The following is a 25,176-nucleotide window of genomic DNA, read 5'->3' as shown; positions in this document are numbered from 1 at the left end:
GAAAAAGGTGGATATTTTAAGAAGGCCAGCTGGCTCAATGACAGTGGCGTTAATTCTGTCCATTTTATACGGAGTAATCCGAACTGGGAAATTAGAAGTAATTTTGAACCTATGGGCAATAGTTGGAATTTCATTGTTAGTGTTAGCCATTCATGAGCTAGGACATGTAGTATTTGGTGTAATAGGTGGTTTAACATTTAAATTTATGACAGTAGGACTCATTACTATTCAAAAAGAAAAGGGAAAATTACGCATTCGAGAAAATAAATTATGGGCGTACTTTGGAGGCGTTGCAACACTAGTACCACCTTCTATAGAGACACCGAATCTTTCGAAAAAATGGGCGTGGCTCACTTTAGGTGGACCGATTACAAGTTTACTATTTGGTATTACCTCAGGTTACATATACATGGTAAGTTATTATCAATATCTTTTATATTTTTCCTTTTTCCATTTTGCAATCTTTGCGGTTACAATTGTGCCGATAAAAGGAACGCTTATGAGTGATGGGATGCAATTTCTTATTTTAATTAAAGATGATGAAAGAGCTAGAAATCATTTATATGAGATTCAAATATCGAGTGAGTTATTTAGTTATAAAAGACCGAAAGATTGGGATGAAAGATTAGTAGAATTGAGTGAGGAGAAAATAAAAGAGAATAAAGGGATAAGAGAGATAATGAGTAGACTTATGCTTGTCTTTTTTGCTCGTGCAGATCAAGAGGGAATGGAAAGAGCGATACCGTATATAGAACGAATTGTTCAACTACCTGTAACGAAAGAAAATAAGTTTTTCGTTAGTAGTTTTCATAGTTGGTATCTTTTATATAAAGCCCTTTATCAGATGGATAGTCTTTCTTTGCAAGAAGCAAAGGAACATGCAAAGGCTATTACAAAAATGGACCTAAGTGGATATTACCGTACACAAGGAATTATCAAATATTTAGAGAATGATCTAGAAGCTTCCCATACTTATATGAAGAAAGCTGATAAAGAATTGGAGAGCGCCGAGAAGAGTGAGATGGGATATTTACAATTAGAAAGAGAATGGTTTGAGCAGTTGAAGGTGAGGGTATCTTACGATGGGTGAGGTATCCTCTTTTTTATATGTCATCTTATGCCGTTCCATAAATAGCCCGGGGCGAGTAAAATGAGATAAGAAGAGCAAAGTTTGGAGGAAGTAGATATGGAAATTTTATCAATTATTTTGATAGTCTTGCTCATTTATGTTGTTTTTAAAGTGGCATATGTAGCATTAAAGATACTCGCGATCCTATTAATTATCTTTTTAATCGTAGAGTTCGGCAGTAAGTTGCTTGGGGGATAGGGTATGTGGTGCGTTTCGAGTGTCGAAGGTTGTCGTTAAATCGATATCTTGTGTTGAACCGTCGATATAATGAAAAAATCGTTGATATAAGTGGAGAAATGATCGATATATTTGAAAAATCGTTGATATATTTTAGTGAATACGAAGTGGGGTATGTGGAAAAGAAGTTGCCGTGAGGGTAACTTCTTTTTATCGTGATGCGGGGATATGCAAAACAATATAAAAAGCTGGAAGAGTATCTTCCAGCTTAAGAGTTACTTTCAATTTGACGACCGCTATCTTCTTCAGTGTCTTGTAATAGGTTGAATACGTCTGCTAGGCAGAATGCAATGAACCAAGTCCATAGACCGTGGAAGAAAGCTGAGCTTAATTGAAGTGGTAATGTATAGTTTGTCATCGAGTAGGAAATACATCCACCGACGATTCCAATCATTGTTAATAACATTGTTTTTTGAGCATTTTCTTCTGGATTGAAGAGGAAGTAAATGTATCCACCTAGAATTGAAGCGCTTACAAGTGTTTCGATTCCGTTAAAGATGATATTCTCTCCAAGCTGAGTGTTTGTCCAGAAGCAGATTGCTCCGCCGATAATAGCAAACAGGACAGCTATTGTATATCGTATATATTGATTCATATGTTCATCTCCCTATGTAATAAGATGATTTGGAAGTCAAAAAGGTAGGTATAGTATATTGAAGTGAGTTTTAATTGTACGTATCTTTTTATAAAAAGATCATTGAAGAGTAACTAAGATGATCGGTTATTTAAACCGTTACGTGTATGGTGTCTGAAATATACCCGAATGCTCGTTTCTTTTTGCTTGTAAAATAAGAGAAACTTCCAAGTCTATATACTCTTTTTTTGTGAGTCTGCTTTCATTATAACACATTTAGGGACATAATAATAGAATTATCTGATTTTGTAATAAGTGTAAAAAATAAAAAGCGTGAGGAAATACAATTAACGGTGCAGTTTAGTGGAAGAAGGATTTTAATTTATTATGATGAAATATGTAATCAAGGTGAGATCTAAGAATGAGGCTTAAATACTATAAAAAATGTTTTATAGCATGAATGTAAGGGAGGAGAGCTAACTTGGAGTTCACAACAGAAAGATTAATAATTAGACCTTTTAAGAGTACTGATTTACAGGATGTATTTGCTATTTATAATAGTGATGATACATGTAAGTTCCTATTACATAATAAGTGGACTCATGAAGACATGCAGAAAAGATTTAATAAGAAGCTAGCAAATAATGTACTTACTAAAGAAACAATATTAAGTTTGGCAGTTATATACAAAACTAAAGTAGTTGGTGATTTATCAGTATGGTACACAAATATGAAAGACACTGTTGAGATTGGTTATAGTTTTGCAAATGAAGTAGCTGGGAGAGGTTTGGCAACAGAAGCAGTAAGTAGTTTGGTATTGAAATTATTTAATGAATGTAATGTACATCGTATACAGGCTAATCTTGATGCACGTAATACAGCTTCACAAAAATTGTGTGAACGAATAGGCATGAGAAAGGAAGCCCATTTCATACAAGATTTTTGGAATAAAGAGGAATGGACAGATAGTATTGTATATGGAATGCTATCCTCCGATTTGTAGTAATAAACTTAGTGATTTTATTATGCTAAAAGGTACGTTATTTGAATAACAAAGGGCATAACATATTAGTCATATATAATATGTTATGCCCTTTAATTTATTAACCGGTTTTATATGCGTTTGAAACGGCCGACAATTTCAACTGTTTCAGTAATGTTCATAAATGCTTTGTTATCCACTTGACGGATAATACGTTTCATTTCGCCTAACTCATAGCGAGTCACGACAGTGTAAATCATTTTTTTCTTATGGTTTGTATAGCCGCCGACAGCGTCTACCATTGTCACCCCGCGTATGCCGTGATGTAGTAGTGCGCTTTTTATTTCCTCGCCTTTTTCTGTAATAGTCATTATCGTTAATTTAATATGTTTCGTATGCACAGCGTCGATAACTTTGCTGACTACAAATCGACTAATTAACGTATAAAGTGTAATATCCCATCCGAAAATAAAACCTGCTGCTACAAGTAAGATTAAGTTGAATACAAATATGATTGCTCCAATTGAAACATCTCGATATTTCGCTACAATCAATCCAACAACATCAAAACCACCTGTTGAAGAAGCAAATCGGAATATAATTCCTGAAGCTGCTCCGCAGATAACACCACCGAATACAGAAGAAAGTAAAATATCGTCTGAAACTTGGTGTACCGGGATAATGTTCATCGCTAACGATGATACAGCTACAAAGTACGCTGTTAAAAAGGTTGTCTTCTTTCCTAAGTAAAAGTGACTTAAAATAAGAAGAGGAATGTTTAGTAAAAAGATAAGTGCACCGATATTGTAGTGCATTAAATAACCGATAATCATCCCTACACCAGCGAATCCACCGCTAATCATATTATGCGGGATAAAAAACATATTCATAGAAATTGCATACAAAATAGAAGCTATAAAAATAACAACCAACTGTATCATAAATTCTAAGTGAAATTTTTTAGCTGCTGGGAAGGATAAAAAGGCGGTGTCGGGAACGTAATCGGCGTCTCCTAGTTGACCCATAGTATGTTTCATCTCCATATTCATTTTTGATTACAAGAAGAGAATAAAGGTTTTTTCAAAAACTGGCAATAGTTTTATTATAATGCAAAAATTTTATAAATTTCTAATAAATCAAGCCTATTCATTGATGTGTGTGAATATGCTAAAGAAAGCGAATACAACGTTTCTTAATTATTGTTTTCTTGAGAAAATATGCAAAATACTTTTTTTGAAAATAAAAGGAAATAGAGAATATTTGCCCGATGTGCTAAAATGACCTTATTAAGGATGTGAAGCGATGGAATTTTTATTGCAGGATGCAATTCTATATATATCGTTTGTAACGACAGCACTTTGTTTATTAGAAGTTTTCTTCCTTACTAATGTTTCTCGCTTTGTGCGTCAACAAGCATCAAGCGGTAGACAAAGAGCTTTTGCGTTAGTTGATACATGTGAAGATAGTGCGGGAAATGTACCGCTATTTTCAATTTTTTATAAATATGGAATGATTCGTTCCGTACGCAGACAAGAATCAAGTGAAGAGAATGATGAGGTTGGTCCGTATACACCAATGTTTCGCTAAATAATTACGAAACATTGGAGGAATGAACATGTTAAAATCATACCGAGCTGCGCTCATTAGTTTATCAGTAGTACTTGTTTTTGTTTTATCTGGCTGCAGTAATGCAGGCACAATTGATTCACATAGTACGGGAATATGGAACCATTATTTCGTATATCCAATCTCGTATATGATTCAATTTGTTGCTCATCATATACCGGGAGCTAGCTTCGGGGTTGCTATCATTATTATGACGCTCGTTATTCGTTCAGCCATGATTCCATTAGCTGTTTCGCAATATCGCAGCCAAGCGAAAATGAAGAAAATGCAACCTGAATTGCAGAAGCTAAAGAAAAAATACGGTGATGTAAGCAAAGACCTTGAAAAACAAAAGCAGTATCAAAAAGAAATGTCAGAACTAATGAAATCAGGCGGTTGGAATCCACTTGCTGGTTGCTGGCCAATTTTTATACAAATGCCGATTTTCTCTGCTTTGTATTATGCGATTAGCAGAACGGAAGAGATTCGCACATCTTCGTTTTTATGGGTGAACCTAGGACATGCAGATCCATATCATATATTACCGATTATTGCAGCGTTAACGACATTTATTCAGATGAAAGTTTTCCAATCGAATATTACACCTGGAGAACAAGTACAGATGCTAAAGATGCAGCAAATTATGATGCCAGCAATGATTCTATTTATGGGGTTTGCGGCGCCATCAGGACTTGTGTTGTACTGGATAACAGGTAACTTATTTACAATGACACAAACAATTGTATTAAGAAAAATAATGGAACGTGAAGAGTTACAATTACAAAAAGCATAGAGAAACACCGCTCATTACGAGCGGTGTTTTTTATTTGAATCGTTAAGGAAATTTTAAGAAACCAATATTACTATTGGCGTTGTATACGAAAGTGTACATGCTTTAGAAATATGAAGGAGGAAATTTCCTATGAAGAAGAAAACAGTTGGTTATTTAGCGATTGCAGGTGCTTTATCATTCGGAATCATTGGAGGAGTCGGTGTTCCGGCATTCGCGGCAACAAATACTCCAACAGCTGAGCAAGCGACAAAAACAGCGAAAAAAGATTTAGATGCCGCTACAAAACAAAAAGTAAAAACGATTATGGACGATACAAAGAAACAGTTACAGGAGCTAGGTGTAAAGCTTCCAGAAAAAGAAAAACGTAAAGAAATGTTTGCGGGATTAGATGAACAGGCGAAAGAAAAAGCGAAGTCGATTTTAGAGCAAGAAAAGTCTGGAAAATTAACACGAGAACAAGCAAAAGAGGAATTAACAAAGTTAGGCGTAAAAATGCCGGAGAAAGGTAAGCGTGGAGACATGTTTGCTAACTTAGATGAACAGGCGAAAGAGAAAGCGAAGTCGATTTTAGAGCAAAAGAAATCTGGAAAATTAACGCATGAGCAAGCAAAAGAGGAATTAACAAAGCTAGGCGTGAAAATGCCGGAGAAAGGTAAACATGGAGACATGTTTGCTAACTTAGATGAACAGGCAAAAGAAAAAGCAAAGTCAATTTTAGAGCAAAAGAAATCTGGAAAATTAACGCATGAGCAAGCAAAAGAAGAATTAACAAAATTAGGTGTGAAACTTCCAGAGAAAGAGAAGCATGAAGATATATTTGCAGGATTAGATGAGGCAACAAAAACAAAAGCAAAAGCGATTTTAGACAATGAAAAGAAACAATTAGAGGCATTGAATGTTGATTTACCGCACCATAAGTTTTTTATGAAAAAAGATGAGAAATAATTGAATGAAGTCGTATCTTTCGTGTGGGCAACCGAAAGATACGTGAGAGGACCGATTTCTGTTAGCAGAAATCGGTCCCTTTTAATGATTTAATAAAATTTTTTTCATTGTTAGTATGTATCCGAAGACGCAGTAGAAGATTGCAAAACCGATAAACACTTCCGTATATTGATATTTACCCAATACGTAGAAGGAAACAGCTGGTATAATAGCTACCGCTAAAATGCTATAACCAGGATACTTGTGCCGATGCATGATAGCGAATAGAACAGAGAGAAACGTAGCGATGATACAAAAGACAGCAATCATTATTGGTGCACCTCCTAAATGGATTATACCATTTTTAGGGAAATAGAGAAGTTTTGTATCTTCTGTTATAATATAAGAAGATAAATATTTCCTATGTTATATAAAAAACATATTGATTTTTTCTAACAATTCAATATAATGAACAATAACTACAAAATTCGACATCAAGAAGTGATGATGAGGACACGATCAATTTTTTACGATTTCCAGAGAGGGAAGCCTTTGGCTGCGAGCTTCCTAATACGGAAAAATGGATTACCACCTCTGAACTGCAGCAGTGAACGAGCATCTAGTAATTGCTTGCCGGCAAAAACCGTTATTTAGACTTGAGAAATTGGTGAAGTGTGTTACTTTACGAATTGAAACAAGGGTGGAACCACGAATACAACACTCGTCCCTTTTTTAGGGAGGAGTGTTTTTTTATTTCATTTTTGCATCACACTAGGATTGGAAGGAGGATACGCAGCATGCATCATGATGAGAAGAACAAAATTGGTTTAACAGTAGCACTTTCTATCGTAGTAGGAACGATTATTGGATCTGGTGTGTTTATGAAACCAGGGAGCGTATTAGATTACTCGGGGAGTTCTAATATGGCCATTCTTGCTTGGGTAATTGGTGGTCTGTTGACGCTAGCAAGTGGTTTAACAGTTGCTGAAATTGGAGCGCAAATCCCGAAAAATGGTGGGTTGTATACGTATTTAGAGGAGATTTACGGAAGTTTTTTGGGATATTTATCAGGTTGGATGCAAACAATTGTTTATGGACCTGCTATTATCGGAACATTAGGTTTATACTTTAGTTCTTTAATGATTAATTTTTTCTATTTAGATAAAGTGTGGAATTTACCAATCGCAATTGGAACGGTTGTGTTCCTTGGCGTTGTAAATAGTATGGGAACAAAATACGGAGGTATCGTTCAAACAATCACGACAATTGGGAAGATGATTCCGATTGTGTTAATTGTTGTGCTAGGTTTCTGGAAAGGGAATAGCGATATTTTTAACGTAGTTGTGCCGATATCGGAAAATCAAAGTATCGGTATGGCAATTTTAGCAACGTTATTTGCTTATGACGGCTGGATTTTACTTGCTTCGATTGGTGGAGAAATGAAGAATCCAACAAAGTTATTACCGAAAGCAATGACAGTAGGGATTTTAATCGTAACGGCTGCTTACGTATTAATTAACTTGGCATTATTAAATGTATTACCAGCAGCGAAAATTGTAGACCTTGGAGAAAATGCAACAGCGACAGCTGCAGGCATGTTACTTGGAGAATATGGCGGAAAAATTATTAGTATCGGTATTATCGTTTCTATTTTCGGCTGTTTAAATGGAAAGATTTTAACGTTCCCACGTATCCCAATGTCTATGGCAGAGCGTGGACAACTTCCATTTTCTAAGTTTATTGCAAAGGAAAGTCCGAGATTTAAAACACCAGCAAATGCGATTACTGTTGAAATCATTTTAGGAATTATTTTAATGATTATTAGTGATCCAAATAAGCTATCTGAGATTTCCGTATTCATTATTTATATTTTCTATGTAATGACGTTTATTGGTGTCTTCATTTTAAGAAAACGTAATAAGAATAAAGAGCGTGCATATAGTGTACCGTTATTCCCAATCGTACCAATCGTAGCGATTTTAGGTTCGTTCTTTGTAATTGGTAGTGCGATTATTAACGATCCAGTAAGTTGTTTTTTATCGATTGGAATTGTATTTACGGGACTTCCGGTGTATTGGTATTTAAATAAGAAGAAAGAAACAGAATGATGAAAAGGTAGGCGTATTATACGCCTACCTTTTTTACTGTAAAAAAATTGTACTTGCGTCTATTTTCTATTTTGGTTACTATAGTCGTAGTAACCAAAATAGAAAGCGTGGGGAAAGACTTGAATTTTCGTGTTTATATTTTAGCTATCGCGGCTTTTGTAGTCGGAACGGTTGAGCTAATTATAGGAGGAACGCTCGATTTAGTTGCCAATGATTTAGGAGTATCTATTAGTGCAGCTGGTCAGCTTATAACAATATTTTCGGTAGTATTTGCTTTGTCAGGTCCAGTTTTATTAGCTTTGACAGGGAAGTTTGAAAGAAAAACATTGTATGTTGGAGCATTATCGATTTTCTTAATCGGAAATATTATTTCGGCATTTAGTGTGAATTACGGAATGCTGATGTTCTCAAGGGTTATTTGTGCGGCGAGTGGTTCATTAATTATTGCACTATCGGTAACACTTGCTTCTAGTGTAGTAGAACCGCATTTTCGTGCGCGTGCAATTGGAATCATTTTTATGGGAATTAGTGGATCACTTGTGCTTGGAGTACCGCTTGGTCTTGTACTCGGAAATGCATACGGATGGCGTGCACCATTTGTATTAATTTCGGTATTAACAGTTATGGCAATTGCTTGTATTTCATTATTCTTAACGAAAGTACCACCGACATCGGTATTATCAATAAAAGAACAACTTGCTACTTTAAAAGATAAAAAAATTGTAAGTGCACAGTTAACATCATTTTTGTTTTTAACAGGGCATTTAACATTGTATGCATATTTAACACCGTTTTTAAAAGATGTCATGCATGTTGAAGCAAACTGGATTAGTGTGTTTTACTTTATTTTCGGAATCGCAGCAGTAATTGGTGGCGGCTTTGGTGGCTGGCTTGCTGATAAATGGGGATCGAAGAAAAGTATTATTTCCATCATTATCGTATTTGCGTGTGCAATCTTCATACTGCCATTAATGACATTCTCATTCCCGCTCTTCATCATTATGATGGGACTTTGGAGTATGCTGAGCTGGGCGATTTCACCAGCGCAACAAAACTATTTAATTGAAATTGCACCAGAATCAGCTGGTATTCAGCAAAGTTTAAATAACTCTGCCCTTCATTTAGGAATTGCACTTGGTTCAACAGTAGGCGGAGTTGTTATCGAAAAATCATCTGTTATATATAATGCTTGGGTAGGCGGTGGCTTTATTATATTAGCATTGCTTTGCGCGATTTTCTCGATTACGAGAGGACGCTCTACTCAGTTCGTGAAAGAAGAATCTATCGTTTGATAGGTTCTTTTTTTATTTGGAAAAAATTGCAGGCTTTAGTAGAAAGGTGGAGAATTTATATGTAGCGAGGTGATGTATATGTATACGAATTTTTCAATTATTGGTCTTCTAATTTCAATGCTCCCTTTGTTTCTTATTATTCTTGCACTTAGATGGGTTCGTTTCATCTATAAAAATTCAGAGAAACAGGTAGAGCAAAATGAGAAAATCATTGAGCTGTTGATGGAGATAAAGGAACAAAACGAAAAGGAGTCTAAGTGAAAAACTAGACTCCTTTTTATTATTTAATTAGTATCTTAATTTCATTAACAAACTCTTAATTTCCTCATCTTCCATAAAGAGGTCATGGTGTTTCTGGGTAATCTTTGCAAGTGCAACGTCATGATAGAAAAATTCTGTAAAGAACTTTACGAAAGGTTGTGACATTGTTTTCATCGCTTGCCATGACTCTTGTTCTACGCCAGCAAATAAAATTTCACGATCGTCAACGATGAGTAGCAAGTAGCGCTCTAATGCATTAGGTTCTTCAGCTGGGATTAGAAAATGCATGTTTTCTAAGTCTGTTTCTACTTCTCCAACAATAAGGGATTCAATTTGAACACCTTGTTTTGCTTTTTGTTCTAGTAAAGGAAGATATTCTAAAAGAGTATCATTCCAAGCTGAAATACGGATTGATTCTTTTGCACTTTCAATGAGTTCTTTACTTTGAACTCGAATAGAAGATTGCATCTTTAAGCTCCACACACGGTCATCTGTAAATGATTTTTTTGATATATTTGTTTCCAGTTCTTTAATATTTGATTGGAATTCTGTCGTTAATTTTTCAATTGCTAGCTTTAGTGGTAATGCTGTATACAGTTTTTTCTTTTCTGAAACAGAATCCATTACCATTCCTTTATCGATTAGGCGTGCTAGCACTTCATATATTTTTGCTTTTGGAACACCTGAATGCTTCACAATCGTTGTAGCATCTAATGGTTCATTGCTTGATACGACAACTTCGTAAGCTTGGCTTTCATATTGTGAGAAACCGAATTTTTGTAACATAGTTACCTCCGAACGAATGAGATTATATTTTAAGGATAATGAACTATTTGTTTTTGCACAAGTGGTAGTCCGTTTTCTAATTGTATTAAGGTGAGAATTAATTTCAATTTTTTAATTTTATCTATTATACTTAATATAATGATTAATAAGATTTCAATTTAATGCGAAGGGGATGCTTGGGGGAAGATGTTAAGAAGTTTACGATTAAAAATTGCGGTAGTGTTTTCAGTTCTTATTTCTATGATGTTCGTAATATTGGGTACAGCTGTGTATCAATTACAGAAAGAAAAGGAAGTGCGTTCCTTAGACGAGTATTCTCAAAATGCGATGGATCTTGTGACAGAGCAACTTACGACATTTGTTCAAAGAACGGATGAAGATATGGGGTATTACGCGAACAGTAAGATGATTCGTAATATGCTTCAAGGTGGGGTTACTCCAGAAGAGGAAGCGTTTTTAACGAAAGAGTTTGCAGAGTATAAAAAGAATCATCCTGGTATTTTAGATTTATATATTGGTACGAAAGATAAAAAAACATTAAGTGCCAATCTTGCTGAAGGTGGGCAAGTGCCAGAAGGATACGATCCAACGACAAGACCATGGTATAAAGATTCAGAGGCTGATGTAAAAAAGGTCCATTGGGGACAACCTTCTTATGAAATTGCAACAGGAAAGTTAAGTGTAGGTGTTTCTAAAGCAATTACAGCTCAAGATGGATCTGTATTAGGCGTTGTTGCGATGGATGTATCGCTTGGGACGATTCAGAAGTTGCTTCACAATATTCAATACAATAATGACGGAGAAATGTTTATTATAAATGATAAAAATATGGCTCTTGTTTATCCAGAAAAGATAGGGAAAGATGTTTCTAAAGAGCCACTTATAAAGAGCTTAAATAAAGAGGTAACAAAATATGCGGTCACTACAATAAAAGGTGAAGATGTAGTTGTTTATAGTCAATCATTTGATACGATGAAATGGACGATAGGAATCTTTTATCCGAAAGAAACGATCGATGGGCTATTAAATAGTACGAGAAATACAGTTATTATAATGGCATGTATTAGTTTATTAGTTGGAATCGTAGCTTCCTACTTGTTCTCAAGAAGATTAGCAAGACCACTGCAACTATTAAAGAATCACGTGCAAAAAGTAGCAGAAGGCGATTTAACGCTCCGAATGAAAGTGACAAGTAAAGATGAAGTTGGAGAGTTGACTAAGCACTTTAATGATATGGTTGAACAAATGAATGAAATGGTAAGTAAAATTAAAAACAGCGTATCAACGGTGCAACAATCAACGAATAGTTTACATTATTTAACGAACGAAACAGTAGCGGCTAGTAGAGAAGTTTCAGGAGCAATGGATGATGTGAGCGGAGGAGCTTCTACTCTTGCGAATAGTGTGGATGAAGTTTCAGCTCAGCTCGAGAATATGGCGGAGTCAGTGGAACAAATGAATAGCTCCGTTGGTGAAATAAAAGGAGTGGCTGGCAAAGCGGAAGAGGCATCTAAGCAAGGATTAAATACAATGAGGAATTTAATCCGTACGAGGGGACAATCATCTTCGATTGTTGTTCATACAGAAGAAGCATCGGATAAGTTAGAACAAAGAGTTGGATCGATTCAAAATGTTGTTGAGCTTATAAAAGGCATTTCGGATCAAACAAATTTACTTGCTTTAAATGCATCGATTGAAGCTGCCCGTGCAGGTGAGCAAGGTAAGGGATTTGCGGTTGTTGCTGAAGAGGTGCGGAAATTAGCAGAACAATCAAAAGAGGCAACCGGAGAAATCACAACGATGATTGGTGATGTACAATTAGAAGTAAAAAGGGTTGTAGAAGTTGTAAGTAAATTGAAAGACATTGCAGATGTGCAAAATAAAGTGACGACAGAGGCGGAAATGGAGTTCCGCACAATTATGTCAGTCGTAAATACGATTAGTACTTCAGTTGAAAAAATTGTAGAAGAGGTACATAACATAGGTTACGAGCAGGGGGAAATTACAGCGGTAATGCATACAATTGCTGGTACGAGTCAAGAAAGTGCAGCTGTTTCTGAAGAGGTACATGCTGCAACGGAATCACAGGTGAATCATTTAGAAAAGGTAGCTCACACGATGGAAAGTTTGACAGAACATATGAGAGATTTAGAAAGATTAGTCGAGCAGTTTAAAGTGGAAGAGTAACATATTAGTAAAATGATGAGGATTTCGGTAAAATAGACAATGGATATATAAGAAACGATTATAGGAGGAAGACTACTATGGCAATTGTTGATGTATCGATTATTCCAGTAGGAACAGGTAATCCAAGTGTTAGTGAATATGTAGCAGAAGTACAAAAGGTGCTAGAGAAAAATGCGGATCGCGTGAAGTATCAATTAACACCGATGAATACAATTATTGAAGGAGATCTTCCTGTCATTCTAGAAGTAATTCAACAAATGCATGAAGTTCCATATACGAAAGGTGCACAGCGTGTTGCAACAACAATTCGTATCGATGATCGTCGTGATAAAGTAAGCACGATGGAAAAGAAATTAAACTCTGTTCGATCAAAATTATAAGGAAAAGCAGCGATTTTCGCTGCTTTTTTCATATAGGAGGTAGATAAGATGAGTGAAAAGTTTAATGAACAATTTGACGGGTTACTAGAAAAATACACGGAACTATTACTTGGAGAGAGCAATGAAGAGAGAAAAGAACAGGTGCAGAAGTGGGCACTGTATTCTTACATAGCGAAGACGCTGCCGGCTTTAGTGAAGCATTGGAATGAGACATATCCTGATGCGAAAGAAGAGATGGTACAGTTAATTACAGATATTAAAAGGCTGAATGAAGAGAAGCGAAATGAGCAATAAAAAAACTTGAGGGAAATATAATCGTAAGTTTTCTGTATTAATATCCTTATATAATTTACATGGAATATAAAGGATTTTATAGGCATGTCGAATATTTTCGACATGCCTATTTTATGCCTATTAAACTCCATTTTTCTAAATGTCGAAAAATATTTCAGGTATATTTATAAGCAGAAATATAGGTTTTTAAATGTTTTTATAGTATTTTATAAATTATCTAAATAATTATTTGTATCCAATAATTTTAAACAATGATATAATTTTGAAGAGGGGTAAAAAACAGATAAATTACAGTCATAGGGGTGAATTACATGGAACAATTAATGCGAAATTCGTTTTTTTTCTTATCTAAAAATAAAGCGCTAACAAAACTGGCTAAAAAGTACGGTTTACGCTTTGGTGCAGGTCGCTTCGTCGCAGGGGAGACGATTGAATTAGCGACAGCTGCCATTCAACAATTAAATAAGCAAGGTCTTTGCGTAACAATCGATTATTTAGGTGAATTCGTTGATAATGAAGCGGAAGCAAATGAAATGGCTAACCAATCGATTGAAGCGATCCGTGCAATTGGAAGAGAAGGTCTTGATTCGCAGCTTTCTTTAAAGATGACTTCTATGGGATTAGATATCTCTGATGAAATCGTAATGAACAATATGCGCCGTATTTTAGAAGCGGCGAAAGAAAATGGTGTGTTCGTTACCATTGATATGGAAGACTATACACGCTGTGGTAAAACAATTGATATCTTTAAACAATTAAAATCTGAATACGATAATATTGGTACTGTTATTCAAGCTTACCTATATCGTACAGAAAAAGATATTGAAGATTTAAATGCTTATAATCCGAATTTACGTCTTGTAAAAGGTGCTTATAAAGAACCTGAAGAAGTAGCGTTCCCAGACAAGAAAGATGTAGATGACAATTATAAAAAAATTATTAAAATGCACTTATTAAATGGAAATTATACTGCAATTGCTTCACATGACGAAGCGATTATTGAATATACAAAAAAACTTGCTGAAGAACATAATATTCCAAGGGATCAATTTGAATTCCAAATGTGATATGGTATTCGTAATGAGCGTCAACTTGAGCTAGTAAAAGAAGGATACAAAATGCGTGTTTACGTACCTTATGGAAACGACTGGTATGGATATTTCATGCGTCGTTTAGCAGAACGTCCAGCAAACGTTGCGTTCGTATTAAAAGGTATGGTTAAAAAATAACCAAGGAGAAAATACTCCTTGGTTATTTTAATTGCTGAAATGCATAATGTGCCATTTTCTTCGTATCAGGATATAGTTGCGCACGAGTAGAAGATAATACGACGTTAATGACGCGTTTACCGTCTTTTTCATCCACTGTTACGACTGTATATTTGCCAAGTGCTGATAGACCGCTTTTACTTCCAATCGCATATGGATCATCATATAGTTCTTCTCGTCCGTAGTTTGCGATGTTTGGAGAGCGTTCTGAAGTATGTAGAGTTGTACGTGTTGAATTCATATATTCTAAAACAACTGGATACTTTAATGCTTCTTTCGTAATAATAGCAATGTCATATGGCGATACTTTATTTCCAAGTGCATCAGCACCACTTGCGTTCTTGAAAGTCGCATGCTTTGTACCGAGTTCCTTCGCTCTAGCATTCATCATTTTCACAAATTCATTTTTTGATCCTGCGATATGTTCTGCAATTGATTCAGCTATTGGATCTGCACTAATGATAAGCATAAGTTTTAATGCCTCATCACGCTTTAATTTTTCTCCAGCACGAAGTTTAATTTTCTTACTTTGACTTTCTGTTTTAATTGCGTTTTCTGTAACTGTAATTTCTTCATCTTCTTTTACATTCTCTAGTAAAAGAAGGGTTGTCATCATTTTGGCTATACTAGCCGGATAAGAGCGTTCGTCTTCACGTTTCCCATACAAAATTTCACCTGTGTCTGCATCGATTGTAACTCCGTATTGCCCAGTAATATTAGGTTGATCAGCTCTTACAGATTGTTGCCTTTGTGCATAAGAGAAGAAAATCATCCCTGTAAATAGTGTGGCAATCATTACAATCATAACTATTGTTCGTTTCATTATAATTCCCTCATTTGTTACAAATAAATTGGGCAGAAAAAGCAGCCATTAATCATTATGCCACGTTCTCTGCCCAAAAATATAGCGTTATTTTTCGCCCATATTATGCTTTTTATATTGTTGGTTATTACCTTGACGTCCTTTTTCCACGCCGTGGTTATGCGGACCTGCGTTTCCAGTTACACTAGCTGCACTAATTCCAGCCTTTGAAGGGTTCTTCTTAAGTTTTGCCATATATATTCCTCCAGTTTCGTCAGATTATAAAAAGGGAAAGTGTATTTTAGTGAAGAAAATACATATATAGCATGGCCAAATGAAAGAAAAATATTTATTTCAGAAAATTTTATCAATAAATATATTGCGAAAATTTAAACAGTATCATATATTTATTAGTAGAGGCTCACTCATTGATTGCGACTTATGTCGAAAAATTGAATGAGCATTCATTCAAGAATAGGGGGAGAATTGGATGTTCCAAATTAAAAAGGCTGCTGTTCTAGGTTCAGGCGTAATGGGTTCGGGAATTGCGGCACACTTAGCTAATATTGGTATTCCGACATTATTGCTTGATATTGTACCACCTGCGCTTACGAAAGAAGAAGTGAAGGGACTTACATTAGAACATAAAAGTGTGAGAAATCGTTTTAGTAATACGGCTGTGCAAAAACTATTAAAGCAAAAACCAGCTCCTCTGACAGTGAAAGGAAATCTAGCACTGATTGAAGCAGGTAACTTAGAAGATGATCTTGAGCGTCTAGCTGATGTAGATTGGATTATTGAAGTAGTAGTTGAAAACTTAGATATTAAAAAGAAATTATTTGAAAAAGTAGACGCTGTTCGTAAACCGGGCTCAATTGTAAGCTCGAATACGTCAGGCATTTCAGTTGAAAAAATGGCAGAAGGTCGTTCAGACGACTTCCAGAAACACTTCTTAGGCACACACTTTTTTAACCCACCACGATATTTAAAACTTCTAGAGGTAATACCGACGAAAGAAACAGATCCACAAGTATTAAGCTTCATGAAACTATTTGGCGAAGACGTTCTTGGAAAAGGCGTTGTTATCGCAAAAGATACACCAAACTTTATTGGAAACCGCATCGGTACGTACGGTTTACTTGTTACTCTTCAAGAGATGGTAAAACGCGGCTATAGCATTGGGGAAGTTGATTCTGTAACAGGCCCACTTATCGGTCGTCCGAAGAGCGCAACGTTCCGCACATTAGATGTTGTCGGTTTAGATACATTCGTACACGTTGCAAATAACGTATATGAAAATGTGCAAGAAGAAGAGCGTGATGTATTTAAAGTACCAGCTTTCATGCATGACATGCTTGATAAAAAATGGCTTGGAAGCAAAACAGGTCAAGGCTTCTTCTTAAAACAAGGAAAAGAAATTTTAGAATTAAACCCTGAAACGATGGAATACGAAGCGCGTAAAAAATTAAAAGCTGCATCCGTAGAGTTAAGTAAACAAGAAAAAGGATTAGCGAATAAATTGAAAGCGCTTGTATACGCGAAAGACCGTGCAGGAGAGTTATTATGGAACATCATTACACCAACTCTTTTATACTCTGCAAAACTTCATAAAGAAATTGCTGACGATATCGTTGCAATTGACCAAGCGATGAAGTGGGGCTTCGGCTGGGAGCAAGGACCGTTTGAAGTGTGGGATGCAATCGGCGTTGAAAAATCTGTTCAAAAGATGGAAGAAAACGGCGTAGTTGTTCCTACTTGGGTGAAAGAAATGTTAGAGAAAGGTTTCACTACTTTCTATAAACATGATAACGGCGATAGCTACTATTACGATAATGGCGAATATAAGCTAATCGAGCGTAATAAAAAAGCAATTTCTCTTAAGCAATTAAAAGCGAAAAATGGTGTATTAAAGAAAAATAGCGGAGCGAGCTTAATTGATTTAGGCGACGGTATCCTTTGCTTAGAGTTCCATTCGAAGAGCAATGCAATCGGTATGGATATTACGCAAATGATTAACTATGCTGTTGATGAAGTAGAAAAGAATTATAAAGGTCTTGTTATCGGTAACCAATCGAAGAACTTCTGCGTTGGTGCGAACCTAGCAATGATCTTAATGGAAGCACAAGACGATAACTACTTTGAAATTGAGTGGGTTGTGAAAAACTTCCAAGATGCAATGACGAAAATTAAGTACTCTTCTAAGCCAGTTGTAGCAGCACCATATGGTATGACGCTTGGCGGAGGTACAGAAGTTTGCTTACCAGCAGCGAGCATTCAAGCTTCTAGTGAAACGTATATGGGCTTAGTAGAAGTTGGTGTTGGCTTAATCCCTGGCGGAGGCGGTAATAAAGAGCTATACATTAAACACTTAAACAAAATGGCAAACGGTGTAGAGTTTGATCTGCAAAAAGTTGCAAATAAAGTGTTCGAAACAGTCGCAATGGCGAAAGTTTCAACTTCAGGACAAGAAGCAGTTTCTCATAACTTCTTAGGTGATAAAGATGGTATTAGTGTGAATGGTGATCACTTACTATACGATGCGAAACAGAAAGCACTTGCTTTATATGAAGCTGGTTATAAAGCGCCGATCCGTAAAAAGATACCAGTTGTTGGGGAAACAGGATATGCAACTCTTGCACTTGGTGCGGAAGCAATGCATTTATCTGGTTACATTTCAGAGTACGATCTTCACATTGCTAAGAAACTTGCATATGTCATTGCGGGCGGAAAAGTGCCGTACGGAACAGAAGTTGATGAGCAATATTTATTAGATGTAGAACGTGAAGCATTTATTAGCTTAGTAAGTGAGATGAAATCACAAGCAAGAATGCAGCACATGTTTGTAAAAGGAAAGCCATTACGTAACTAATAACGAGGGGAGATATCGTTCATGAGAGAAGCTGTCATTGTTGCGGGAGCAAGAACACCAATTGGAAAAGCAAAGAGGGGTTCATTAAAAACAGTTCGTCCTGACGATCTAGGGGCGTTAGTAGTAAAGGAAACGTTAAAGCGTGCAAATTATGAAGGACCAATCGATGATTTAATTTTCGGTTGTGCGATGCCAGAAGCAGAGCAAGGTTTAAATATGGCTCGTAATATCGGCGGATTAGCAGGACTTTCTTACGATGTTCCAGCTATTACGATTAACCGTTACTGTTCTTCAGGTTTACAAAGTATCGCTTACGGAGCTGAGCGTATTATGCTTGGTCACTCTGAAGCTGTATTATCAGGCGGAGCAGAATCAATGAGTTTAGTTCCAATGATGGGACACGTTGTTCGTCCGAATAGTCGCCTTGTAGAAGCGGCTCCAGAATATTATATGGGTATGGGACATACAGCAGAGCAAGTTGCTGTGAAATATGGAATTTCTCGTGAAGAGCAAGATGCATTTGCAGTAAGAAGTCATCAACGCGCTGCGAAAGCATTAGCTGCAGGAAACTTTGCTGATGAAACAGTATCTGTAGATGTGACGTTACGCTCGGTTGGATCAAACAATAAACTGCAAGAAGAAACAATCACTTTCGCACAAGACGAAGGTGTAAGAGCAGAGACAACGCTAGACATTTTAGGGAAATTACGTCCAGCATTTAACGTTCGCGGTTCTGTAACAGCTGGTAACTCTTCACAAATGAGTGATGGTGCAGCATCTGTACTATTAATGGATCGCGAAAAAGCAGTGAGCGATGGCATGAAGCCACTCGCGAAATTCCGTTCATTTGCAGTAGCTGGCGTACCACCAGAAGTAATGGGAATCGGTCCAATCGCTGCAATTCCGAAAGCGTTAAAACTAGCTGGTTTAGAGCTATCTGATATCGGCCTATTCGAACTAAATGAAGCATTCGCTTCACAATCAATCCAAGTTATTCGTGAACTTGGTTTAGATGAAGAAAAAGTAAACGTAAACGGCGGTGCAATCGCACTTGGACATCCACTTGGCTGTACAGGAGCAAAACTAACACTATCTCTTATTCACGAAATGAAACGCCGCAACGAACAATTCGGTATCGTAACAATGTGTATCGGCGGCGGAATGGGAGCAGCGGGAGTATTTGAATTACTATAAAAAAAGTGGAATCGGCTTGTTCAGAATGTGAGGGGGATGGAGCTTCAGACGTAGAGGCGCTCTTTGCCTCGTAGGAAGAAGCGAAGCCACCGAACATTCTAGCCGCTGGAACTGGACTATAAAAAAAGTGGAAGTGGCTTGCTCAGAACAGGAGGGCGTTGGAAGCCCTGACGAAGAGGCGCTTTTTGCCTCAAAGGAAGGGGTGAAACGACCGACTGTTCTAGCCACTGAAACTGGATTATAAAAAAAGAATGGAAGCAACAAAGGTTTATAAAAACAAAAGGGAGAGCCAGCTTCTTTCAAAAAGAGAGAAGCGGCTCATGAAAATATGAAGGAGGAAATTTTCATGGAAAAAACAGTAGGAAATGCGGTTAAAGGCGGTAGCTTTTTAGTAGATGAGATTACGATTGATCAAGTGTTTACGCCAGAAGATTTTTCATCTGAGCATAAAATGATTGCTAAAACGACAGAGGACTTTATCGTAAATGAAGTTCTTCCAGAGCTTGAATATTTAGAGCAACATGAGTTTGATCGTTCAGTTCGTCTTTTAAAAGAAGCTGGAGAACTTGGTTTATTAGGCGCTGACGTACCAGAAGAGTACGGCGGAATTGGTCTTGATAAAGTAAGCTCAGCGTTAATCGCAGAGAAATTCTCTCGCGCTGGTGGTTTTGCAATTACTCACGGTGCTCACGTAGGTATCGGATCTTTACCAATCGTATTATTCGGTAACGAAGAGCAAAAGAAAAAGTATTTACCATTACTTGCAACTGGTGAAAAATTAGCTGCATACGCATTAACAGAGCCAGGTTCAGGATCTGACGCATTAGGCGCAAAAACAACTGCACGTTTAAATGCAGAAGGTACACATTACGTATTAAACGGTGAAAAACAATGGATTACAAACTCTGCATTCGCTGACGTATTCGTTGTATATGCAAAAATAGATGGCGAGCACTTCTCAGCATTTATTGTAGAGAAAGACTACGCTGGCGTATCTACAAGCCCAGAAGAAAAGAAAATGGGTATTAAATGTTCTTCAACTCGTACGTTAATTTTAGAAGATGCGTTAGTACCGAAAGAAAACTTACTTGGTGAAATCGGTAAAGGTCATATTATCGCATTCAACATTTTAAATATCGGTCGTTATAAATTAGGTGTTGGTACAGTTGGATCTGCGAAACGTGCAGTAGAAATTTCAGCACAATATGCAAACCAACGTCAACAGTTCAAACAACCAATCGCTCGCTTCCCATTAATTCAAGAGAAACTTGCGAATATGGCAGCAAAAACATATGCAGCTGAAAGCTCTGTATATCGTACAGTAGGTTTATTCGAAAGCCGCATGAGCACATTATCTGAAGAAGAAGTAAAAGACGGTAAAGCAGTAGCAGCTTCTATCGCTGAATATGCAATCGAGTGCTCTTTAAACAAAGTATTCGGTTCTGAAGTATTAGACTATACAGTAGATGAAGGTGTTCAAATTCACGGTGGTTACGGATTTATGGCAGAATACGAGATTGAAAGAATGTACCGTGATTCTCGTATTAACCGTATTTTTGAAGGAACGAACGAAATTAACCGCCTAATCGTACCAGGTACGTTCTTACGTAAAGCGATGAAAGGTGAATTACCACTTCTTCAAAAAGCACAAAAATTACAAGAAGAGTTAATGATGATGATGCCAGAAGAAGTGGGTGATGAGCCATTAGCACTTCAAAAATATTTAGTAAGTAACGCGAAGAAAATCGGCTTAATGGTAGCTGGATTAGCAGCTCAAAAATATGGTAAAGCATTAGATAAAGAGCAAGAAATTCTTGTGAATATCGCTGACATCGTAAGCAACCTATACGCAATGGAATCAGCTGTTCTTCGTACAGAAAAAGCGATCAAAACAACTGGTCTTGAAAAGAATAAACAAAAAGTGTTATACACTGAAGTATTCTGCCAAGAAGCATTCAACGAAATTGAAGCAGATGCGAAAGAAACACTTATCGCAGTTGAAAACGGCGACATGCTGCGCATGATGTTATCATCATTACGTAAATTAACTCGCCATACACCACTTAACGTAATTCCGAAGAAACGTGAAATCGCTGCGAAAATTTTAGAAGATGAGCGTTACACAGTTTAATAGCTGTACAGAAAAGTAGTCGTATAAACGGCTGCTTTTCTTTTTTTTTGGAAAAAATGAAATTTTTAGTGACATAAAACTAATGACATTAGTATAATAAAACTAATAGTATTAGTTTTCGTGAAAAGGGAGATGGAAATATGAGAATGATACATGAACAAACGGTATATCAATTGTCATTTTTGCCAAGAGTGTTTCCTGTGAATTGTTACTTTGTGGAGGAAGAAGATGGTTTAACTTTAATTGATGCGGCTTTGCCATATAGCGCAAAAAGTATTTTACAGGCGGCTGAGAAAATAGGAAAACGAATTACTAAGATTGTATTAACACATGCGCATGATGATCACATAGGTGCATTAGACGCATTAAAGGAAGTACTCCCTCATGTTCCAGTCTATATTTCTAAGCGGGACGCAAAGCTGTTAGAAGGAGATACGACGTTACAAAAGGATGAACCAAATATACCGATAAAAGGCGGTGTACCTAAAAAGGTAAAAACGGTACCTGATGTTTTATTAGAAGATGGAGACCGAGTTGGATCGCTTCTTGCGATTATGACACCGGGACATACGCCAGGATCCATGTCGTTTCTTGATGTACGAAATAAAGCTCTTATTGTTGGGGATGCATTTCAAACAAGAGGAGGTATGGCTGTTTCGGGACAAATGAAATTTTGGTTTCCGTTTCCTGCGATGGCAACGTGGAGTAAAGAAATATCAGTACAAAGTGCAGAGAAGTTAAGCGAATATGAGCCTTCCTTGCTTGCGGCAGGACATGGGAAAATGATAAAGAATCCAGGCACTGCCATAGAGCTTGCTATTAAGGAAGCGAAACGGAATATAGAAAGTAAGAAAGAGGGTTAATTTATGTCACCGAGAATCGGACTTACATTACAGAAAATTGTAGAAACAGCTGCAGAAATTGCAGATGCAAATGGAATACAAGAAGTGACATTAGCTTCATTAGCGCAAAGGTTAGGGATACGTTCGCCCTCACTATATAATCATGTAAAAGGGTTACAAGATGTACGGAAAAATCTTGGTATTTACGGAATCAAACAGCTGCATAACAAACTGGAAGAAGCGGCCGAGGATAAACGTATGGATGAAGCAATTCATGCATTAGGAGAAGCGTATGTAGCATTTGTCCGAAAACATCCTGGACTATATGAAGCAACTTTTTTACGAGATGAAGAAGTAAGAAAAGCAGGTGACGGAATTGTAAAGCTTTGTCTTCAAGTATTACAACAGTATGGCTTAGAAGGAGAGAATGCACTTCATGCGACACGCGGATTCAGAAGTATTTGTCATGGATTTGCTTCGATTGAACAGCAAGGCGGATTTGGTTTGCCGTTAGATCTGGATACAAGTTTACATGTATTATTGGAAACGTTTATTAAAGGGTTACGTGAATAAGAAGCGAGGCAAACAAAAACCTTAGAAGTGATTCTAAGGTTTTTTAGTGCATATGATTCGAAAAGAGCGGTAGGCTTTTTCTCATTACATGATATTATTTAGCAGGTTTGAAAAATGTGTATATAGCTACGGAAAGGCAAACGAAAATAAAAGCAATAGGATCTTGATATGGACTAGGCTCAGAGCCCTTCTGGATTTCTGTAAGGAAGTCATGTGTTTTCATGCTCATTGCTCCTTTAACTAATAAGTTTTATATGATGCGAGGGTTATAGTGGATAGGGAGTATTTTTTGAAATTTCATATAATAATTATTGCATAGCAATTCTATTCCTAAAACTATAAAATATAAAGTTTTCATAATATGTAAAATTACATATTATTCTTTTTGTAAAATTCGTTATATTATATTTATATTTAAATTAAAGGATTTTAATGAGATAAATGAGAATAACTGGAGGGATACTGTGGGTAAAACAGTGTTAGAAGCGTATAGTGTGGAAAGAAAAATCGAGAATATAACATATAAAAATCTATTTGTAATGATAGCAATGATTATAGGGATTTCACTCCTAGGAGGATTATTTCTTGGTTTAGCCTTTGAGATTTATGGAGAAGAAGCATTAAGTACTAAATTAGAAGGATATTACTTACTCTTATTCGATGCAATTGTTGTTGCTATCGTTTTATTAGCTTATAAACCAGTTCTTCATTTTATTAAATACATTTGGGATGTATCCGTTTTGAAGAATGGGAAGACATATTTATATCTATTAATTGGTTTTATTATCATTGCAGTATCACAATATTTAATGTTACATGTGTTTAGTTTTGAAAGTGCAGCAGAACAAAAGGAACAATTAGGAGGTTTAGGACTTCAAAATAACATACAAAGTATTATATATGTGTTAAGTATTGCTATCATTACGCCGGTTAAAGAAGAAATTCTATTTCGAGGTATTTTATATCGATTTTTAGAAAAGAAATATAATTTTTTAGTTAGTATCATTATTTCTTCCTTCATTTTTGGAATTCTTCATGGAGGTCTTCTAATTACAGCAACGATTATGGGAATGGTATTTGCAATGTTATACAAAAAGACGCAATCTATTATACCTAGTATTATTTTACACATTGTATGGAACTTACTTGTGAGTATAAGTATGATTGTATCTCTATAAAAATAAATACATAACCAGTATAAAAGATGAATGGCTTAGCTATTCATCTTTTATTTTGTATGCACGTGAAAAAGTTAATTCATGTATACAATCAAAAAATAGCTAAATACTAACAGTGAACGAATAAAGAAAGGTAGGAGTATTCCATGCAAAATTTAACAGAGCTTGAAGTAGAAAACTTACGTCATTTAATTGGTGGACACGCAACAATTATTAACAAGTTGGAGCAGTATGCACAAACGTGTACAGATCCACAATTGAAACAAATGTTACAAAAGGATGCGCAAGATGCACGAAATACGAAACAGCAATTAATGACTTTCCTAGGATAGGAGGAAGCGGAAAATGAATGAAAAAGATATGGTAAATGATTATTTAGCAGGATTAAATGCAAGTTTAACAAGCTATGCAAATTATATTGCTCAGTCTGATAATGAGCAGTTACATCAAACGTTAATTCAAATTCGTAATCAAGATGAGATGCGCCAACGTAATATGTATGAGTACGCAAAGCAAAAAAGTTATTACAAACCGGCAGCACCTGCTAATCCAATGATTGTGCAGCAATTAAAAAGTCAATTAAGTGCGGAATAACGGGATGACAAAAAACGGGCGAATGAAGTCGCTCGTTTTTTGTTTTGAGCATGTCAATAAATATAAAATAAATATTTTTCCAGTTGTAACAAATATGACGAAAATGGAATATAACAATTCACAAAAAGGACAAATACTTTGTTCAATATTTCACAAAGTATCCATGGTTTCTA

26 protein-coding genes, 1 pseudogene and 1 other annotated feature are annotated in these 25,176 nt (G+C 36.2%); of the genes and pseudogenes, 21 read left to right on the top strand and 6 right to left on the bottom strand.

What is annotated here, in order from left to right; genetic code table 11:
• Positions 1–37 precede the first annotated feature (37 nt).
• Together MR169_RS10910 and MR169_RS10905 are read left to right on the top strand one after the other, a co-directional pair.
• Positions 38–1,090: a site-2 protease family protein gene (locus MR169_RS10910; protein WP_136986161.1), complete on the top strand. Its 1,053-nt coding sequence runs from the start codon at positions 38–40 to the stop codon at positions 1,088–1,090.
• Between the two features lie 96 nt (positions 1,091–1,186).
• Entirely contained in the window at positions 1,187–1,327 is a 141-nt protein-coding gene (locus MR169_RS10905; protein WP_000404758.1) for a DUF3985 family protein, read from the top strand.
• Between the two features lie 247 nt (positions 1,328–1,574).
• Here the strand turns inward: MR169_RS10905 and MR169_RS10900 are convergent, their stop codons facing one another.
• Entirely contained in the window at positions 1,575–1,961 is a 387-nt protein-coding gene (locus MR169_RS10900) for a DUF3938 domain-containing protein (RefSeq protein ID WP_001077763.1), read from the bottom strand.
• Positions 1,962–2,421: 460 nt separating this feature from the next.
• On the opposite strand from MR169_RS10900, the gene MR169_RS10895 reads away from it, so the two are divergent.
• Positions 2,422–2,943 (top strand): GNAT family N-acetyltransferase, encoded by a 522-nt coding sequence (locus tag MR169_RS10895; protein WP_016118849.1) that lies wholly within the window; start codon positions 2,422–2,424, stop codon positions 2,941–2,943.
• Between the two features lie 110 nt (positions 2,944–3,053).
• On the opposite strand, the gene MR169_RS10890 is transcribed toward MR169_RS10895, so the two are convergent.
• Complete coding sequence (locus MR169_RS10890) at positions 3,054–3,947, bottom strand: YitT family protein (protein ID WP_242319370.1); 894 nt, start codon at positions 3,945–3,947, stop codon at positions 3,054–3,056.
• A gap of 277 nt (positions 3,948–4,224) precedes the next feature.
• On the opposite strand from MR169_RS10890, the gene MR169_RS10885 reads away from it, so the two are divergent.
• From MR169_RS10885 to MR169_RS10875, 3 genes are all read left to right on the top strand, one after another.
• Positions 4,225–4,509: a hypothetical protein gene (locus MR169_RS10885; protein ID WP_000394936.1), complete on the top strand. Its 285-nt coding sequence runs from the start codon at positions 4,225–4,227 to the stop codon at positions 4,507–4,509.
• 28 nt (positions 4,510–4,537) lie between these two features.
• Positions 4,538–5,320, top strand: coding sequence for a membrane protein insertase YidC (locus tag MR169_RS10880; protein ID WP_000920519.1), 783 nt, complete (start codon positions 4,538–4,540; stop codon positions 5,318–5,320).
• 129 nt (positions 5,321–5,449) lie between these two features.
• Positions 5,450–6,265: a hypothetical protein gene (locus MR169_RS10875; RefSeq protein WP_000730878.1), complete on the top strand. Its 816-nt coding sequence runs from the start codon at positions 5,450–5,452 to the stop codon at positions 6,263–6,265.
• 81 nt (positions 6,266–6,346) lie between these two features.
• On the opposite strand, the gene MR169_RS10870 is transcribed toward MR169_RS10875, so the two are convergent.
• Positions 6,347–6,574 carry a hypothetical protein gene (locus MR169_RS10870; protein ID WP_000562238.1) on the bottom strand — a complete coding sequence of 76 codons (228 nt, stop codon included), beginning with the start codon at positions 6,572–6,574 and terminating at the stop codon, positions 6,347–6,349.
• 165 nt (positions 6,575–6,739) lie between these two features.
• Positions 6,740–6,976, top strand: a binding site (T-box leader).
• 65 nt (positions 6,977–7,041) lie between these two features.
• Here MR169_RS10870 and MR169_RS10865 point away from each other — a divergent pair.
• The 3 genes from MR169_RS10865 to MR169_RS10855 all read left to right on the top strand — a co-directional run bounded on the left by MR169_RS10865 (position 7,042) and on the right by MR169_RS10855 (position 9,905).
• A complete protein-coding gene (locus MR169_RS10865) occupies positions 7,042–8,352 on the top strand; it encodes an APC family permease (protein WP_016118847.1) in 1,311 nt (436 codons plus the stop codon).
• Positions 8,353–8,459: 107 nt separating this feature from the next.
• Positions 8,460–9,644, top strand: coding sequence for an MFS transporter (locus MR169_RS10860; RefSeq protein ID WP_002062676.1), 1,185 nt, complete (start codon positions 8,460–8,462; stop codon positions 9,642–9,644).
• 78 nt (positions 9,645–9,722) lie between these two features.
• Positions 9,723–9,905: a hypothetical protein gene (locus MR169_RS10855; protein WP_000288473.1), complete on the top strand. Its 183-nt coding sequence runs from the start codon at positions 9,723–9,725 to the stop codon at positions 9,903–9,905.
• Between the two features lie 27 nt (positions 9,906–9,932).
• Here the strand turns inward: MR169_RS10855 and MR169_RS10850 are convergent, their stop codons facing one another.
• Positions 9,933–10,691, bottom strand: a complete 759-nt coding sequence (locus tag MR169_RS10850; RefSeq protein ID WP_000939479.1) for a TrmB family transcriptional regulator — start codon at positions 10,689–10,691, stop codon at positions 9,933–9,935.
• 186 nt (positions 10,692–10,877) lie between these two features.
• Here MR169_RS10850 and MR169_RS10845 point away from each other — a divergent pair, with 186 nt between their 5' ends.
• From MR169_RS10845 to MR169_RS10830, 4 genes and pseudogenes are all read left to right on the top strand, one after another.
• The gene (locus MR169_RS10845) at positions 10,878–12,878 is read left to right on the top strand and encodes a methyl-accepting chemotaxis protein (protein ID WP_136986393.1); all 2,001 of its coding nucleotides are present in this window, start codon (positions 10,878–10,880) and stop codon (positions 12,876–12,878) included.
• 77 nt (positions 12,879–12,955) lie between these two features.
• The gene (locus tag MR169_RS10840) at positions 12,956–13,258 is read left to right on the top strand and encodes an MTH1187 family thiamine-binding protein (RefSeq protein WP_001018860.1); all 303 of its coding nucleotides are present in this window, start codon (positions 12,956–12,958) and stop codon (positions 13,256–13,258) included.
• A gap of 48 nt (positions 13,259–13,306) precedes the next feature.
• Complete coding sequence (locus MR169_RS10835; protein ID WP_242319369.1) at positions 13,307–13,552, top strand: YusU family protein; 246 nt, start codon at positions 13,307–13,309, stop codon at positions 13,550–13,552.
• A 311-nt stretch (positions 13,553–13,863) separates the two neighbouring features.
• Positions 13,864–14,781: pseudogene (locus MR169_RS10830) on the top strand (proline dehydrogenase family protein).
• 22 nt (positions 14,782–14,803) lie between these two features.
• Here MR169_RS10830 and MR169_RS10825 read toward each other — a convergent pair.
• Together MR169_RS10825 and MR169_RS10820 are read right to left on the bottom strand one after the other, a co-directional pair.
• On the bottom strand, positions 14,804–15,643 hold the full coding sequence (locus tag MR169_RS10825) for a D-alanyl-D-alanine carboxypeptidase family protein (RefSeq protein WP_044794995.1): 840 nt from the start codon (positions 15,641–15,643) through the stop codon (positions 14,804–14,806).
• 87 nt (positions 15,644–15,730) lie between these two features.
• A complete protein-coding gene (locus MR169_RS10820; RefSeq protein ID WP_001096344.1) occupies positions 15,731–15,877 on the bottom strand; it encodes a YuzL family protein in 147 nt (48 codons plus the stop codon).
• A gap of 235 nt (positions 15,878–16,112) precedes the next feature.
• On the opposite strand from MR169_RS10820, the gene MR169_RS10815 reads away from it, so the two are divergent.
• The 8 genes from MR169_RS10815 to MR169_RS10780 all read left to right on the top strand — a co-directional run bounded on the left by MR169_RS10815 (position 16,113) and on the right by MR169_RS10780 (position 25,003).
• Positions 16,113–18,491 (top strand): 3-hydroxyacyl-CoA dehydrogenase NAD-binding domain-containing protein, encoded by a 2,379-nt coding sequence (locus tag MR169_RS10815; protein ID WP_242319368.1) that lies wholly within the window; start codon positions 16,113–16,115, stop codon positions 18,489–18,491.
• Between the two features lie 21 nt (positions 18,492–18,512).
• Positions 18,513–19,685, top strand: coding sequence for an acetyl-CoA C-acetyltransferase (locus MR169_RS10810; RefSeq protein WP_001206333.1), 1,173 nt, complete (start codon positions 18,513–18,515; stop codon positions 19,683–19,685).
• Between the two features lie 346 nt (positions 19,686–20,031).
• Positions 20,032–21,816, top strand: coding sequence for an acyl-CoA dehydrogenase family protein (locus tag MR169_RS10805; RefSeq protein ID WP_000416290.1), 1,785 nt, complete (start codon positions 20,032–20,034; stop codon positions 21,814–21,816).
• A gap of 140 nt (positions 21,817–21,956) precedes the next feature.
• Positions 21,957–22,679, top strand: a complete 723-nt coding sequence (locus tag MR169_RS10800) for an MBL fold metallo-hydrolase (protein WP_001242350.1) — start codon at positions 21,957–21,959, stop codon at positions 22,677–22,679.
• Between the two features lie 3 nt (positions 22,680–22,682).
• The gene (locus MR169_RS10795; RefSeq protein ID WP_000074923.1) at positions 22,683–23,231 is read left to right on the top strand and encodes a TetR/AcrR family transcriptional regulator; all 549 of its coding nucleotides are present in this window, start codon (positions 22,683–22,685) and stop codon (positions 23,229–23,231) included.
• A gap of 464 nt (positions 23,232–23,695) precedes the next feature.
• Positions 23,696–24,409, top strand: a complete 714-nt coding sequence (locus tag MR169_RS10790) for a CPBP family intramembrane glutamic endopeptidase (RefSeq protein ID WP_000520912.1) — start codon at positions 23,696–23,698, stop codon at positions 24,407–24,409.
• Positions 24,410–24,555: 146 nt separating this feature from the next.
• On the top strand, positions 24,556–24,741 hold the full coding sequence (locus tag MR169_RS10785; protein WP_001180555.1) for a hypothetical protein: 186 nt from the start codon (positions 24,556–24,558) through the stop codon (positions 24,739–24,741).
• Between the two features lie 13 nt (positions 24,742–24,754).
• A complete protein-coding gene (locus MR169_RS10780; protein WP_001002987.1) occupies positions 24,755–25,003 on the top strand; it encodes a spore coat protein in 249 nt (82 codons plus the stop codon).
• Positions 25,004–25,176: the final 173 nt, after the last annotated feature.

The organism is Bacillus cereus group sp. BfR-BA-01349, from assembly GCF_022663795.1.
Classification (GTDB): Bacteria; Bacillota; Bacilli; order Bacillales; family Bacillaceae_G; genus Bacillus_A; species Bacillus_A cereus.
The sequence above is the reverse complement of the archived record's forward strand: the minus strand, read 5'-3'. Positions and strand labels throughout refer to the sequence as shown.